This is a genomic window from Bacillus sp. LQ01 (assembly GCF_057624735.1).
Genome location: NZ_JBYEZL010000001.1, coordinates 1,281,855 through 1,296,057, shown reverse-complemented (window position 1 = coordinate 1,296,057; position 14,203 = coordinate 1,281,855). Strand labels below are relative to the sequence as shown.

12 protein-coding genes and 1 pseudogene are annotated in these 14,203 nt (G+C 32.5%); 3 read left to right on the top strand and 10 right to left on the bottom strand.

Going from position 1 to position 14,203, the window contains the following annotated elements; genetic code table 11:
• The first annotated feature begins 11 nt into the window (after nt 1-11).
• Nucleotides 12-1,613 carry a site-specific integrase gene (locus tag AC22L0_RS06890; protein WP_267414321.1) on the top strand — a complete coding sequence of 534 codons (1,602 nt, stop codon included), beginning with the start codon at nt 12-14 and terminating at the stop codon, nt 1,611-1,613.
• 8 nt (nt 1,614-1,621) lie between these two features.
• Nucleotides 1,622-2,311, top strand: coding sequence for a hypothetical protein (locus AC22L0_RS06885; protein ID WP_267414323.1), 690 nt, complete (start codon nt 1,622-1,624; stop codon nt 2,309-2,311).
• Nucleotides 2,312-2,548: 237 nt separating this feature from the next.
• Here the strand turns inward: AC22L0_RS06885 and AC22L0_RS06880 are convergent, their stop codons facing one another.
• From AC22L0_RS06880 to AC22L0_RS06835, 10 genes and pseudogenes are all read right to left on the bottom strand, one after another.
• The gene (locus tag AC22L0_RS06880; RefSeq protein ID WP_267414324.1) at nt 2,549-4,012 is read right to left on the bottom strand and encodes an LlaJI family restriction endonuclease; all 1,464 of its coding nucleotides are present in this window, start codon (nt 4,010-4,012) and stop codon (nt 2,549-2,551) included.
• Entirely contained in the window at nt 4,012-6,168 is a 2,157-nt protein-coding gene (locus AC22L0_RS06875) for an AAA family ATPase (protein WP_267414326.1), read from the bottom strand. Before AC22L0_RS06875 ends, AC22L0_RS06880 begins: the two co-directional genes overlap by 1 nt.
• Before the next feature lie 4 nt (nt 6,169-6,172).
• A complete protein-coding gene (locus tag AC22L0_RS06870; RefSeq protein WP_267414328.1) occupies nt 6,173-7,231 on the bottom strand; it encodes a DNA cytosine methyltransferase in 1,059 nt (352 codons plus the stop codon).
• Nucleotides 7,231-7,953 carry a DNA-methyltransferase gene (locus AC22L0_RS06865; protein ID WP_001992829.1) on the bottom strand — a complete coding sequence of 241 codons (723 nt, stop codon included), beginning with the start codon at nt 7,951-7,953 and terminating at the stop codon, nt 7,231-7,233. Before AC22L0_RS06865 ends, AC22L0_RS06870 begins: the two co-directional genes overlap by 1 nt.
• A gap of 29 nt (nt 7,954-7,982) precedes the next feature.
• Nucleotides 7,983-8,177 carry a helix-turn-helix domain-containing protein gene (locus AC22L0_RS06860; protein WP_001992799.1) on the bottom strand — a complete coding sequence of 65 codons (195 nt, stop codon included), beginning with the start codon at nt 8,175-8,177 and terminating at the stop codon, nt 7,983-7,985.
• Between the two features lie 940 nt (nt 8,178-9,117).
• Nucleotides 9,118-9,276 (bottom strand): annotated as a pseudogene (locus AC22L0_RS06855) (single-stranded DNA-binding protein); the annotation flags it as partial.
• Nucleotides 9,277-9,437: 161 nt separating this feature from the next.
• Nucleotides 9,438-9,692 carry a DUF4318 domain-containing protein gene (locus tag AC22L0_RS06850; RefSeq protein WP_000975130.1) on the bottom strand — a complete coding sequence of 85 codons (255 nt, stop codon included), beginning with the start codon at nt 9,690-9,692 and terminating at the stop codon, nt 9,438-9,440.
• 105 nt (nt 9,693-9,797) lie between these two features.
• Nucleotides 9,798-10,529: a Bax inhibitor-1/YccA family protein gene (locus AC22L0_RS06845; RefSeq protein WP_001260655.1), complete on the bottom strand. Its 732-nt coding sequence runs from the start codon at nt 10,527-10,529 to the stop codon at nt 9,798-9,800.
• Nucleotides 10,530-10,604: 75 nt separating this feature from the next.
• A complete protein-coding gene (locus tag AC22L0_RS06840; RefSeq protein WP_087967909.1) occupies nt 10,605-12,500 on the bottom strand; it encodes an ABC-F family ATP-binding cassette domain-containing protein in 1,896 nt (631 codons plus the stop codon).
• Complete coding sequence (locus AC22L0_RS06835; RefSeq protein WP_000165969.1) at nt 12,497-13,144, bottom strand: HD domain-containing protein; 648 nt, start codon at nt 13,142-13,144, stop codon at nt 12,497-12,499. Before AC22L0_RS06835 ends, AC22L0_RS06840 begins: the two co-directional genes overlap by 4 nt.
• Nucleotides 13,145-13,253: 109 nt before the next feature.
• Between AC22L0_RS06835 and AC22L0_RS06830 the strand changes: the two genes are divergently transcribed.
• On the top strand, nt 13,254-14,048 hold the full coding sequence (locus tag AC22L0_RS06830) for a hypothetical protein (RefSeq protein WP_087967911.1): 795 nt from the start codon (nt 13,254-13,256) through the stop codon (nt 14,046-14,048).
• Nucleotides 14,049-14,203 lie beyond the last annotated feature (155 nt).

Genomic DNA, 14,203 nt, shown 5'->3' with positions numbered 1-14,203 from the left:
GGATATATATTATGCAATTAAAAAAGATAATAAATATGGGGAGCACGCTAATAGCCGTTACTGAATCTATAACTTACAACGATATTAATGTTTCCAAATTCGAAAATATCTTTAACGATTTACTTATCAATGGATATATAATAGCAAAATCTTTTGATGATGATGAATGGCTTATTCCATGTAACATCCAAAATACACCTTTTAAGCTGTCATTTCATAAATTATTTTCATATAAAAAATTATGCACCATTATTAAATGTTATCTTTTATTACGACGCGCTTCAGGTATCTCACCTTCAACTATAGAAACTGAATTCAATATACTCAGGAAAATAATTTTAGCAACCGAGGGTGTAACTTCCACAGTTCAATTCGAAAAATTACTTTCTAGTTTCAGCATACCATGGGCTTCAACATTTGCACTTGTACTTAAAGAGTTTTTGAAATTTTCACCGTTGCCAGGACATGAAAAATACATAGAAATATGCGACTCATTCCCTTCACCTAAATGGAAAAATAGAGATTTACCCAATTTTTATCATGTTCTGCTTTTTGATGAAATAATTAATGATTTTAAATATAAGATAGTCCTACCTAGATACCATAAATATTATCCTGTAATTTTATGGTGGACTATTACAAATATTATTCCCATGAGACCCAATGAATTTTTAAGAATGAAATATAATTGTCTATATGAAAAAAATGATGGTAAAACATGGATTGTTATTCCGAGATCGAAACAAAAGTTCGATACCCCCAAACAACAAGAATATTTTCAACATATTCTTATTACTGATGATATGTCTAAGGCGATTAAAGATTTTCAATATGTGTTGAATACTTATAACATCCATACAGATAATCTATTCCCACAAGAATTTTATTGTCAGTTTTTTTCTAGAGGTATTAAGAGATCCTCAAATAGAATTTTAAAACATCAATTTCAAACTTTAATGAATAACTTTTATACAGAAATAGTTGAACAGATGTATTCACAGCACTCTTTAGATAAGATTTCTCCGGGTGATACAAGGCATTTTGCAATCATTAACATGTTCTTACAAGGATTTAATGTTTTATCCATCGCCAGATTAGCTGGACAAACAACTATACAACATGCGTCAAACTATTATTCTCATGCCAAATTATTTGCTCAATCATATGTATACAGACTTACTCAAACTATAGTTGAGAAACAAGCTCAAAACAAAATGTCTGGTGGCTTTTTGGGAACTAAAAGAAAAATTTTTGATAACAGAATATTATATTCACCTAAAAACTCAGACCAGTACCAGAAAGTTGATTATGGCTACTGCACTGATAAAAATTTCCCTAATAATTGCGTTGAGGATTGTAGAATATGTGTTAATCATTACTTTTTCAATCCATCTATCGATGAATATGACGAGGCGATTAAATGGTTAGAATCATACTCAAGGGACTTAGAAAATAGAATCAATGATCATCTTGAATATATTAAAGAATTTAGTTTATCGAAGTCACATGAACGAGTGAACTATCACGAGTCTCTTCTAACTAAACATTCTAGACAACTATTAAAGTATATGGACCACAAGGCTATTGTTGATGCAAAGTTTATAGAGGAGTGAAAAAACTGATGCTAAAAGGAAGACAAAAAAATTCAGGACGACCTAGAATTTTTACTGATCAGGAATTAAAAGAACTTGCATTAGAAGTAAAAAACAGATTAGGACACGTACATTTAACTTACTCTCTTCTTGAAAAAGAGACCGGCATTGGAAGAAACACCTGGAAAAGAAGATTAGAAAAAACTATAGCTGAATTAAATAAACCTATTTATCGAACAATTGGTGTAAACAAAGATGATGAGGTATATTTTCCAAACATAGAACAAATTTTTGAAATTTATAAGGGTAATACTCCTAAAATTATTAATGCACTTCATGAATTTGAAACAATGTTTATTAAGTTGTATGAAGAACTCCATACCCTAAAAAAAGATGAACAAAAAATTATCCATATAAAGCAAATTGCTGCTGAAAAAGATTTGCAAATTAAAAAGCTTAAAGTACAAGTTGAACATTATAAAAACCTTTACGATCAATTAACTCTTTCTAGTACCTTCCCTCACTTACAAGAAAAAACAGGACTCAAAGACAATCTTTTAGATTTCAACGCTAGCGTTGATAAAAACAGTAGATTAACAAATTTTAAAACTCTATTCGAAACTTCTAAAGACTCAATAAAATCCTCAGAAAAAAATAATTTAGAGGAACCTATCAATAAACTACAAGAGATGTTTCCTGATTTTTTCAATGAAAAATAATAAAGAACATGTACCAAACAAAAAGAATCCATTTTTTAAATGGATTCTTTTATAAAAGAGATTGATTAAAAGATAAGATAAAACCTATTAAATCAATGTTTTATTGAAAAAATCAGCTTTATTTCATCGCATTTTTATTTTAAACAGTGCGACTTTATTTCAAATCTACACGAACTGTTTGTATATTAGGTATTCAAAAATTTCCTAGCGTATATCTCATTACTAGGTATTTTAAACTTATAGTTTTAATTTTAGTATACTCATTTTCTTATTTTTTAAATAATAATCATACATCATACTCGCTGGTAACATTCTATTCTGGATATTTTCAAGTCCTAAACCGTGTAGCATCGATAATTGAACATATCCTTTATCTTGAATTGAATCTTCTTCTGTTGGGAACAGGAAACAATTTTTTATATCATCTATTCCATGTTTTGAAGTGAATTCCTTATATGCCTGTTGATATAAATATTGCTTGGTGATAGATTCAATTCCAGGCTGACCACTTAATTTTTTAGAATTCAAAAATAAATTATAGTATTTTGCATCAAATATTATAAATTGGCACTTATCATCAACTAGATTAACAGAAATTAAATCGGGAATTAATGTCTTCTTGGCTGAGTGTTCATATTCTTCTCCATTTTCATCTTCAAATTTCCATATTGGCTTTTCTATTATCGAAATTAAAGTGTCACTTTTAGTATATTTCTTATCTAGTGGCTTCGGTAACTTTAAAAACGAAAGTGGCGTTTGAAGCTGATTATCCAATACTTCCGCACATATTTTTTCCCAAATTAGGTTATAGGAATTTGTTCCATACATACTAAAGCTATCCATATCAGCCAATGTACCACCATAAGAAATATATGCATACATTGTCTTTAAAAGAAGCTGCTTCCTAGTATTAAATTGAATATTCAACTCTTTTTCAATTCGGTCTAGAATATACTCTTTATCTCCAAAGTCTGAAATCTCTTCATCAGTTAACGCAACGCCCATTATGTCAAAAAGATTTAGTAAATTAGCATCGCTCAATTCTTTTGTACCCTTAGTCAATATGTATTCATGTAGACGTTTGAAATAATCAAAATCATCATTTATCCTTTTTCGTGTTAATAAATCTGGATAAATTGGTCTATTATTTGAAAGCAAAGTGAATGTTTCATTTATGGTCTTATCCCATAAAATTTCCCCTGTTCCATTAATCTCAATTATATCTTTACTGCTAATATACGACCCATACTCATAGAAATCGTTCAGTAAAAACAATATTACTGCTAAAAGATTGAAAGCGCTACTGTCACTGGTTTCATTGTACATTCTGATAATTTGTTCTTTAGAATTGTACTTTGCAATAACTTTAAGGACTATTTTCATTTCTTCAGTTGGAGTATCAATACTCAGCAAATATTTAGGATAAATTATTAATAAGCGATTATCAATCGTAATAACACCTACATACGTGAAGACGTATAAATTCTCATTTTCGCCGACCTCAACATCAGCGACTTCTATATCTTCATCTAACAAGTCAGATAAAGCTTTCTGTTCATCAGATTTTTTCACAGACTTTAAAACGCCATATTGTTTTAGTTTCTTTAAAATTGAAACTAATTCTTCTTCTGAACAACTAAAAAGTTTAACTAGCAATTCCTGATTGTATCTTTTTTGTTCTCGTAGAAAAATAGAATTCATTATTCTTCATCCTCTACAGAAAAGACAGCAAATTTATTCCGAATGCCTTCTGCGAATATTTCTATACCTCTCTTATCAAAATCACTACAAATAGCCGAATATAACCTTGGATTAACTGCTCCTGAGAACAGACTAGGTCTCTTTTGTTTAGCGGCATCATCAAACAAGTACATAATCACCTTGTTCTTGAACACCTCCTTAAATATTTGGCTATCTTGCAATGCTCCTTTAGAAATGAAATGTGGACCAAGTAACTTATCTTCGTTCACATTATAGCTAAGAAGTTCTTCGTTAATTGCTTTTCTTAATTGATTCCAATTTACTTTAGCACCACTTTCGCCAAGAGAAATTTCACACTCTTTGATGTCATCTTCACCTTCATCAATTCCTTGATAAGTGAAATCCCACCTACGTTTAAATGCAGTATCCATAGGGAATACACCTTGGTCAGCACTATTCATTGAAGCCCAAATAAACATATTATCAGGTAATTTTATCTCAGAATATTCATTAGGATTTCCACCTAATTCCTTAGCAAGATATTTCTTCATATCTTCTGATGCTTGGATAGAGTATTCACTAACATTGTCATTATCTCGATCTAATAACTGGAATACATCTCCAAATACAGCGGCTACGTTAGCCCTATTAATTTCTTCAACTATCAATAGATATGGTTTAGGGTTTAAAGTCCTAGCATTTTTCAATGCCTTTACATATATTCTCATGAATGGTCCTGGAACATATTCATACGAAATTTCAGACACAATATTTTTGTTCGAAATCAAGTTCACAAACCGACGTATTGCTCTTCCGTGGTTTCGCTCAACACTATTATCCCCTGCAGCATTAGTACCATCTTTCTTGCGGGTATTAAATTTATCATCTGTATAAAGCCCGAGTAATAACGGCAAACGTGTTAAGTCACCATCTTTAAATTTATCATACAGTAGATCGTATTTTTCCTGTGCTGTTTTTTTATCATCTAATAACACAGATAAGATACTCTTTTCATCCCCGTCTACATTTAAAAGTGGGTCTGTTTCTACCATTGTTGGCTTATAAGTTCCTACAAAATTTGCATAAGAATAATCAGGATGAAATGTTACTCTTTCGCATTCACCACCATCAGAGAGTAGCTTTTTACGCTCTTTTTCCAAAGTATAACTTTTTCCTGTTCCTGGAGCTCCAAAAATAATTCGATTATGTGGAAAATCTGTTTTAAAGTTAGTTATATAATTCGAAGAAGAACTTTCTTCAGAAAAATTCTTCTCTTCAGCTTCACTATTAATATCAACTTCATTGACAATCGTATTTACTTTTTGCGACGACAACTTAAGGAAGGTCTCTACTCTTTTTTGATACTCTTCTAACTCTAGTTCTTTATCGTCAACTCCAGAAACAACCCAGTTGTTGTATGATACGTTTGGATTCAGTTCATCTTTTAGAGCAGAATTTAATATTCTTAGAGAACCTTTTGCTTCCTTATCACTTTTAATATTGACACTGGATTTTGTATCAATAAGTGCTTTGTAAATACTATTTTGGTTGAAAATAATATCATTTTCTCCATCAACCAATTTATAGATTGCACCTTCAGAAAGTATAGAAAGAATTGAAATTAATCTATCTTCGTATTTCTTTTCTTTTTCAACAGTTAGTCCAATCCAAGATAACAATACTTTATAGTACTCATCTCGGTCGTCTCCAATCACCTCGTGAATTACATCAGCATTGATGGTAAAATTAATTTCTTTTTCAAATCTTGCTCCACCTGTTCTCTCAGCACTAGCAGGCTTATCATCAATAAAATCAACTTCTGCTAACTTCCAAATCAACTCAAATACAACGATTAAAGCTTCTAATTGAGACTTGAATAGAGGATTTTTATTCACTATTTCAATAAAATCTTCTTCGGTAATACTTGCATCATTCAAAATATCCTGGTTTTTTTTCAACAATTTTGATTTCAACCTATCATCAATAATGATTTGATTACCTTGAGATTTTGAATATTTTAATTCTGATTTCCCTTCTGATGCTTCAAAAAACAAAATTGCAAGTCCTAGTGTGCTTTTAACTTCTGGTAACGATGATTTGATTCCTAACTTTAAATCAATCTCATCATACTTAGTTAATTGATAGGGACGTGTCATGTAATTATCTCCTCATGTCATTTAATATTGTCTTCGCTATAGAGTTTGCGAGCATTGGTGGTACAGCATTTCCAACCTGCTTCATTTGAGAAGTTTTTGTACCAAAGAATCTGAAGTCATCCGGAAATGATTGAATTCGTGCGGCTTCTCTTACCGTAATTGCACGATTTAGAAATGGATGAGTAAATTTACCAGACGACGGCGTATCAAAACGAGTTGTTACCGTTACAGATACTTCATCTTTTCTCATTCGAGTCCATGTTCCACTATATATGGATTTAGTCAGATGTTCTTTGGGTAATACCTCTCTTCCGGCATTCGGTGGGATTAACTTCAATCTTTCAAGAGCTACTTTAGAATGATTAGTTGCAACATGATTATATAATTGCGTACTTTTTTTTCTCATCACTTGTTGATAGAAGCTTTCTGCAGCTTTTCTATAATCCTGCACCTCATTTCCCTCACCTGATTCTAGAAAGGCGAGGTCGCTAATCGCATCCCAAATGGTATTTTTTTCATTTTTTGGTTTTGGGAATTCTGCTGGGGCGAGTCCTCTTTTTCCAATAATAACGGCCCTTTTACGATTTTGTGGCACTCCAAAATCTGCAGCATTCAAAACACCTGAACTTAGCGAATATCCCAAAGACTTAAACAAGTCATATATTTCCTTTTTAAAGTAGCCTTTTTCAGCCGTCAGCAAGTTGGGAACGTTTTCCATAACGAAATACATCGGTTTAATCAATCCAACAACCGAGACAAAATACTTAAAGAGAAAATTTCTGTCATCATTAATAGTTTTTCGCTGTCCTTTTTGAGAAAACCCTTGACATGGTGGACCACCAATTATCACATCTATTTTTCCAACGTATGGACAAAAAACATTTTTTATATCTAATTCCGCTATGTCACCGACTATCATTTTAGTGTTTCTATGATTTTTTTTATATGCATTGGCTATTGATTCGTCATATTCATTTGCTAATACAACCTCAAAACCTTCTTGTTCAAAACCAAGTGATAACCCACCAACACCCGCAAATAAATCAATTACTGTGGGTTTCATTACTCAATCTCCTCAATTCTGCTTTGTGCAATATTAAAATATTCTTGATCCAATTCAACACCAATGAAATTTCTACTAAGTCTTTTCGTAACCACACCTGTTGTGCCACTACCCATAAACGGATCAAGAACCCAATCATTGGCATTAGAAAGAAGCTCTACGAAATGTTTTATCAAACTTTCTGGTTTTTGAGTTGGATGTTTCCCGTATTTCTTTTCGGTGCTGGATGTCAAAGAAGTTTCAATAAAATCATGGAATAAGGCTCCTTCATTATTGAACGTACCAGTTCTTGTTTTATACGTAAAATAAACCCATGCTTCTGTTGAATTCACAAAATGTAAATTCATATTTCTCGGCATTGGGTTTGTTTTATGCCATATCCCAGTGGTTTTATAATAGAATCCATGTTTTTCCGCTAAACTAATTAATGTTTCAACTTTGATTATTGCCATGAAAACAATCATAGATCCGCCTTTTTTCATAACTCTAGCTGATTCTTCAAAAAAAGAGTCCATTGAATCTTTCCACTCATCAAATTCCATATCATCCCATCCAGCAGTAGCGAAAAAATTTTCCCTCATTTTTTTTAGATTGGTATCTCGGTTTCTCATAAAATTCCCAAGATTATATGGTGGATCAGTAACTATCAAATCAATTTTATTTGTTTCAATTTTTTTCATTGATTTTATGCAGTCATCATTATATAAAATGTTTTCAATCATGATTATACTTTCCTTCCCCTTGCATTTAACTAAAATGCACTTTTGCCACTTTTTATCCATTCATCAAGCTCAGAACACTTAAACTTCCACATTCTTCCGACTTTATGAGCCGGAATATCACAATTTTCATTTTTTATCCAATTACGCAGAGTAACCGTTTTTATACCTAAATATTTTGCAGCGTCATCTATGTTGATGTAGCTATCATTAATTTTTTCATTCATGGTTTTCACTCCAATGCTATTAAAAAAATAACTCTCATATTATACCCTTAAGTCACTCTGTTTTACAATATATTTTAATATTAGTTGATATTAGTTGATATTTAAATCCTATTGTTTTTATACAGTAACACCCCATTCTAATTTAAATACTCCTTTAGAAAAAAATTATAAAACTATCTCTTCCTCTAAATGTAAACCAAAATAAAAAGGCTTCAGATTCCGCATAGGCTCTGAAACCTTTAATTCAAGCACTCTCTGCTAATTTTACATTGTATTAAATTACCTATTAATATTTCAATGTAAATCATATCTACTGAATTACTATAATTATTTTGTAAATGGCGTAATACTTCTAAATTATCCCCATGAAAAATAAATTTTCACTATTTTTATTTTCATCGGAAGTGATTATGTTGGTTTGGAATAAAGCTCAATTAAAATCATTCTACTATGGAATAGCATATTTAATTCTTGGATTAACTTTTAAAACGTTCACTCTAAGTATAAATGTAGGTTTATACTAAATTTTGCTTAGTGTACAAACTTCACGTTTTGTTGTCGATATGCCCTACACCCAACTAGACAATTCTGTTTGATTTTTGGTAAAAAGACATCTAAACATTTCATTTAATTAGATTATTATTAATATTTAATATATAAAGTCACTGTACCTCTAATGAACTATTGAAGAAAGATGATTTCTATCAAAATTTATTATAAATTATCAATTTTTTTATAAAACCACAAATTATATTACTTGCAATATTTTTAATTTATTATATATAGGTTTATTTTATTATGTACAATTATATATCATGATGACCTATACTTTTTGTACATGTTATTAATTTTGTACAGCTACCTATTTCAGTTCAACGTTAATACTGCTAATAGATGGGATTAAAAATACAATTATGTACATTAGAGATTATGGAGATATTATCTGACAATTAATAAAATCGACTTGTTGTTCACCTAAACTATTTCGAAATCCTCTATTCACCGCAACACATATTCGTGCATAAGCGACGCCTTGTTTTGTGTAGTATAATTCTGGCTCCTTTGTCAATCTACCGATTAATACAACTCGATTCATCATAAGTTATACCACCTCACATGTTTTTCTTCATTGTAAGGAGAAATGTTTGAATGGTAAAAAGCACAAAATGATATATCCGTAAGTAGAAAGTATTATTTTGGACCTTACAAAACAAAAAAAGAAACCATACATAGTTCAAACATGTATAGTTTCAAAATTTATTACACTTCAGTACAAGATATGTAATATCCTCCGCGAGCCATCTTTATTTCAGCACGGTACATTACATTTTCTAAGTAGAAAGTAATCGGTTTAACTTTACTCTCAAATTTTAGTCTTTCATTGCATTCAGCCGCATATCTCTCTATTGCTGAAGTAATGACTTTTGATGATGGATACGTTAAAGCATCATCTAGTTCTATGAAAAAACTTTTAGAAAATAGCTTTTTCATAATCCCTTTCTTCTCTTTCATCATATTCCATCTCCTTCACTTCAAGTTGCTATCATCCATATTATACCATACATTCAATATATCTTTGAAAATAAAAAAATCCTGCATTTTTCATGCAGGATTTTTTTATTAGTCATTTTTCGTAAAGTAAGAAACGAAACGAAGAATTTCTAAGTATAACCATACTAATGTAAGCATTAGTCCCATCGCAGTATACCACTCCATATATTTCGGAGCTTGACTACGTACACCATTTTCGATTAAATCGAAATCTAGTAATAAGTTTAATGCAGCAACTACAATAACAACTGCACTAATAATAATACCGATTGTACCACCTTGGTGAATGTATGGAACAGTTACGCCAAACATATTTAGTAGGAATACGACTAAATACATAACCATAATTCCAAGTGTTGCTGCCATCACGCCTGTACGGAATTTATCCGTTACTTTTACTACGCGTGTTGCATATAACACTAACATTGCAAATAGAATTGAGATTGTTAGTAATACAGCATTTAAAACGATAGAATCGCCAAATTTCATTGTATAAACTGCTGAAATACTTCCTAACACAACCCCTTCTACCGCTGCATAGATTGGTGCACCAAAAGGTGAAATACGCGGGAAGAACATAGACGCGAATGCGATGATTGCCGCAACGATTAAAGCACCAATTAATACTGGCATCTTCATCGTCCCCTGCATCATCTGTATGTATGAATAGACAGACGTTGCAAGTAGCAAGATAAGCATAATGAACGTTTTGCCTACTGTTCCGCCAATCGTCATCGCAGAAGCGCTTGCTCCCTCTTTACGGAATGCCTCTTTTTTCAACATTGGATTAGATGTTCTCATTTTTTCCCTCCTAAAATAGGTTCTACCAATAGTGTAAAGTTTTTCTCTTTACTTTTCAATATATGCAGCTTGTTTTTATTTTAATCCTTCAACGATGTCTGATAGTTCACTCCATCTTTCCATCTTTTTTTCTAGCTCTTCTTCTGTTTTCTGCTGTGCTTCAGATAATTCTTGTGCCTTTGTGAAGTCAGATCCAACTTTCGCAAGTTCTTCTCCAATTGACTCAATTTTCTCTTCAAGTTCGGCAATTGTATCTTCAATCGTTTCCCATTCACGCTGCTCATTATATGAAAGTTTACGTTTACGTTGTTGTTTTGGAGCTTCTTCTACTACTTTTTTCTCTTTTTGAACTTCCGCTTTCTCCATAAGTTCTCTCGTTTTTTCCATTTCTAAATAATCTGTATAACTACCTAGGAATTCACGCACTTCGCCTCCGCCAGTAAAGATGAACAGTTCATCTACTACTTTATCTAAGAAGTAACGGTCATGCGATACAGTTAAAACGACACCTGGGAAATCTTCTAAATAATCTTCTAGTACTGTTAATGTTTGTGTATCTAGATCATTCGTAGGTTCATCAAGTAAAAGTACGTTTGGTTCTCCCATTAAAATACGTAATAAATATAAACGTCTTCTTTCACCACCAGATAGTTTACCAAGCGGTGTACCATGTGAATGCGTCGGGAATAAGAAACGTTCTAACATTTGAGATGCACCAATTACTTTTCCATCTGTCGTATGAATAACTTCTGCAATCTCTTTAATGTATTCAATCATACGCTGATTTAAATTCATCTCTTCATTTTCTTGCGTATAATAAGCAACTTTTACAGTTTGCCCAACTTCAATTTCACCACTATCAGGAGATAACTTACCTGCAAGCATATTTAATAGCGAAGATTTCCCGCTTCCATTCGCTCCAATAATTCCGATACGATCACCCGGTTTCACAATATGATTAAAATTATGTAATACCGTCTTATCGCCAAATTTTTTCGTTACATCTTTTAACTCAAGTACTTTCTTTCCTAGACGACTTCCGCTTAGTGCAATATCAACTGACTGTTTTGCAGCTGGTCCTTCTAGTTCCTTTAGCTCATCAAAACGCTGAATACGCGCCTTTTGTTTCGTAGAACGGGCTTTTGCACCACGACGAATCCAAGCAAGTTCACGACGATATAAATTTTGGCGTTTCGATTCTTGTGCCAATTCTTGCTCTTCACGAAGTGCTTTCGCTTCTAAAAATGTACTATAGTTTCCTTCGTAGCTATATAATTTACCATTATCTAATTCAAAAATACGGTTCGTCACACGATCTAAGAAATAACGATCATGGGTTACAAGTAATACCGCACCTGTATATCTTGCTAAATATTCTTCTAACCATTCAACTGTCTCATGGTCAAGATGGTTCGTAGGCTCGTCTAAAATTAATAAATCAGGTGTTTCAATAAAACATTGTGCCATTGCGATACGTTTTTTCTGTCCACCAGATAAATTCCCAACAATTGCAGTGAAATCTGTAATTCCTAATTTCGTTAAAAGAGATTTCGCACTTGCATTTGCTTCCCATGCACTCATTGCATCCATACGTTGCTGCACTGCAAATAATTGTTCCTGTACTTTTTCATTACTTGGATCTTTTTCAATATTTAATAGTGCTTTTTCATAATCACGAAGAAGACGAATTAAAGGTGTATCACCATGGAACACTTGCTCTAATACTGTTAGTTTTTCATCAAACTCTGGTTGCTGTGATAAATAACTAATTGTATACCCACGTGAATACGTCATATCACCTGTATCAGGAGTTTCTAATCCTGCAATTATTTTTAATAATGTCGATTTACCAGTTCCGTTTACACCGATAATTCCGACACGTTGTCCTTCTGTAATACTACATGATAATCCATCAAATAACGGCTTTTCTCCATATGATTTTGATAAGTTCTCCACAGTTAACATTTTCATATTTGTGCATTCCACTCTTTCATAAATTGTTCAATAAACTGTTCCATATAACGATGACGAATTTCAGCCTCTTGTTTTGCTGCATTCGTATTCATTAAATCTTTTAATTTCAAAAGTTTTTCATAAAAATGATTTAAAGATGGATCATTATTTTTTCTATACTCTTCTTTCGTCATTTCTTCACGCGGCGGAATAGTTGGGTCATACATTAATCTCCCTTTCGCCCCGCCATATGCAAAGGTACGAGCTATTCCAATTGCTCCAAGGGCGTCTAAGCGATCCGCATCTTGAACAAGCTTCCCTTCAAGTGAATCCACTTTACCGCCATGGCCACCTTTATAAGACATATTGGCGATGATATGAAGAATATGTTTACTTTCCTTTTCTTCAACACGTAGCTCTTCTAACCAATCAGAAACTTTTTTCATTCCTGCTTCTTCACTTTCATTTAGCTTTTCATCTGCCACATCGTGAAGTAATGCTGCCATTTCAATTATAAAACGATTTCCACCTTCTTGCTCAGATAAAGAAATCGCCATTTTATGTACACGTTCAATATGATACCAATCATGCCCACTCGCATCTTTTTCTAAAATATGTTTTACAAAAGTAATTGTTTTTTGAATTTTTTCTTGTTTTGTCATTTTATCTTCACCCAGTTACTTATTGTAACACGCCCGCATTTTTTCATCACATATTTTCTTGTCCGCCCATACACTAGGTGGTAGGCATCATCATGAAGGAGGAATAAACATGTTCTATAATAATCAACCGCCTTATCCAAGGCAACCATTGTATCCTCAACAACAAGAACAGAGATACACAGAACAATACGAAGAACAATACGAAGAACAAGAGTTACAACAGCAAGAACCACAATATGACGAAAACCCATATGCAACAACGCAAAACCAAGAAACTGAATTTCAACAAAATCCATATGACACACGTCCAAATTATGAATATCCTCAAAATCCATATGCAGCACCACAAAATCAAGAACAGCGATATCCTCAAAATCCATATGTAATACCACAAAACCAAGAACAACAATATCAACAAAATCCATATGCAGCACCACAAAACCAAGAACAACAATATCAACAAAATCCATATGCAGCACCACAAAACCCATACACAACTCAACCACAACAACCGCAATACCAACAACAAATGTATCAACCAAACTACGACGCACGTGTCTCACCACCTAAACCACCAACAATAGATCCAACTCAACCACAAATCTTACCACCTGGACCAACACTAGACATTACACAACCACAAATCTTACCACCTGGACCAATTACTGAACCAACACAACAACAAATTCAACAAGTTGTCGGTACACAGTTTTTACCTTTCAAGAAACCCGTACTAGATTTCGTAAAACCATGGGTAGATTACGGTTTAAATGAAGCAAAACATACATCACATGAACACGCATTAACAGAAGTTGCTGCGATTATGTTTTTAGTTGGTAAAGGCTTCAATCCGACGATCGCACATTATATCGTTGAATCTTGGGAGAAGAATGAACAGTTTTAGAATTGTTTATTTGATAAAATATAAAAAACACAAAAGTGCCAAACCCCTTATACCACAAGGGTTTTGGCACTTTTTAATATCTAAAACAAATTTTATTGAAATAATTATTTTTATAGATTTTCATACTTTTTTATATAGTACGTGAACATATACAG

What these genes read in the sequence shown, in the direction of transcription:
- AC22L0_RS06885 (WP_267414323.1), top strand. Translation starts at nt 1,622, where the DNA reads ATGCTAAAAGGAAGACAAAAAAATTCAGGACGACCTAGAATTTTTACT.
- AC22L0_RS06890 (WP_267414321.1), top strand. Translation starts at nt 12, where the DNA reads ATGCAATTAAAAAAGATAATAAATATGGGGAGCACGCTAATAGCCGTT.
- AC22L0_RS06875 (WP_267414326.1), bottom strand. Translation starts at nt 6,168, where the DNA reads ATGACACGTCCCTATCAATTAACTAAGTATGATGAGATTGATTTAAAG.
- AC22L0_RS06880 (WP_267414324.1), bottom strand. Translation starts at nt 4,012, where the DNA reads ATGAATTCTATTTTTCTACGAGAACAAAAAAGATACAATCAGGAATTG.
- AC22L0_RS06850 (WP_000975130.1), bottom strand. Translation starts at nt 9,692, where the DNA reads ATGATGAAAGAGAAGAAAGGGATTATGAAAAAGCTATTTTCTAAAAGT.
- AC22L0_RS06830 (WP_087967911.1), top strand. Translation starts at nt 13,254, where the DNA reads ATGTTCTATAATAATCAACCGCCTTATCCAAGGCAACCATTGTATCCT.
- AC22L0_RS06845 (WP_001260655.1), bottom strand. Translation starts at nt 10,529, where the DNA reads ATGAGAACATCTAATCCAATGTTGAAAAAAGAGGCATTCCGTAAAGAG.
- AC22L0_RS06840 (WP_087967909.1), bottom strand. Translation starts at nt 12,500, where the DNA reads ATGAAAATGTTAACTGTGGAGAACTTATCAAAATCATATGGAGAAAAG.
- AC22L0_RS06865 (WP_001992829.1), bottom strand. Translation starts at nt 7,953, where the DNA reads ATGATTGAAAACATTTTATATAATGATGACTGCATAAAATCAATGAAA.
- AC22L0_RS06835 (WP_000165969.1), bottom strand. Translation starts at nt 13,144, where the DNA reads ATGACAAAACAAGAAAAAATTCAAAAAACAATTACTTTTGTAAAACAT.
- AC22L0_RS06860 (WP_001992799.1), bottom strand. Translation starts at nt 8,177, where the DNA reads ATGAATGAAAAAATTAATGATAGCTACATCAACATAGATGACGCTGCA.
- AC22L0_RS06870 (WP_267414328.1), bottom strand. Translation starts at nt 7,231, where the DNA reads ATGAAACCCACAGTAATTGATTTATTTGCGGGTGTTGGTGGGTTATCA.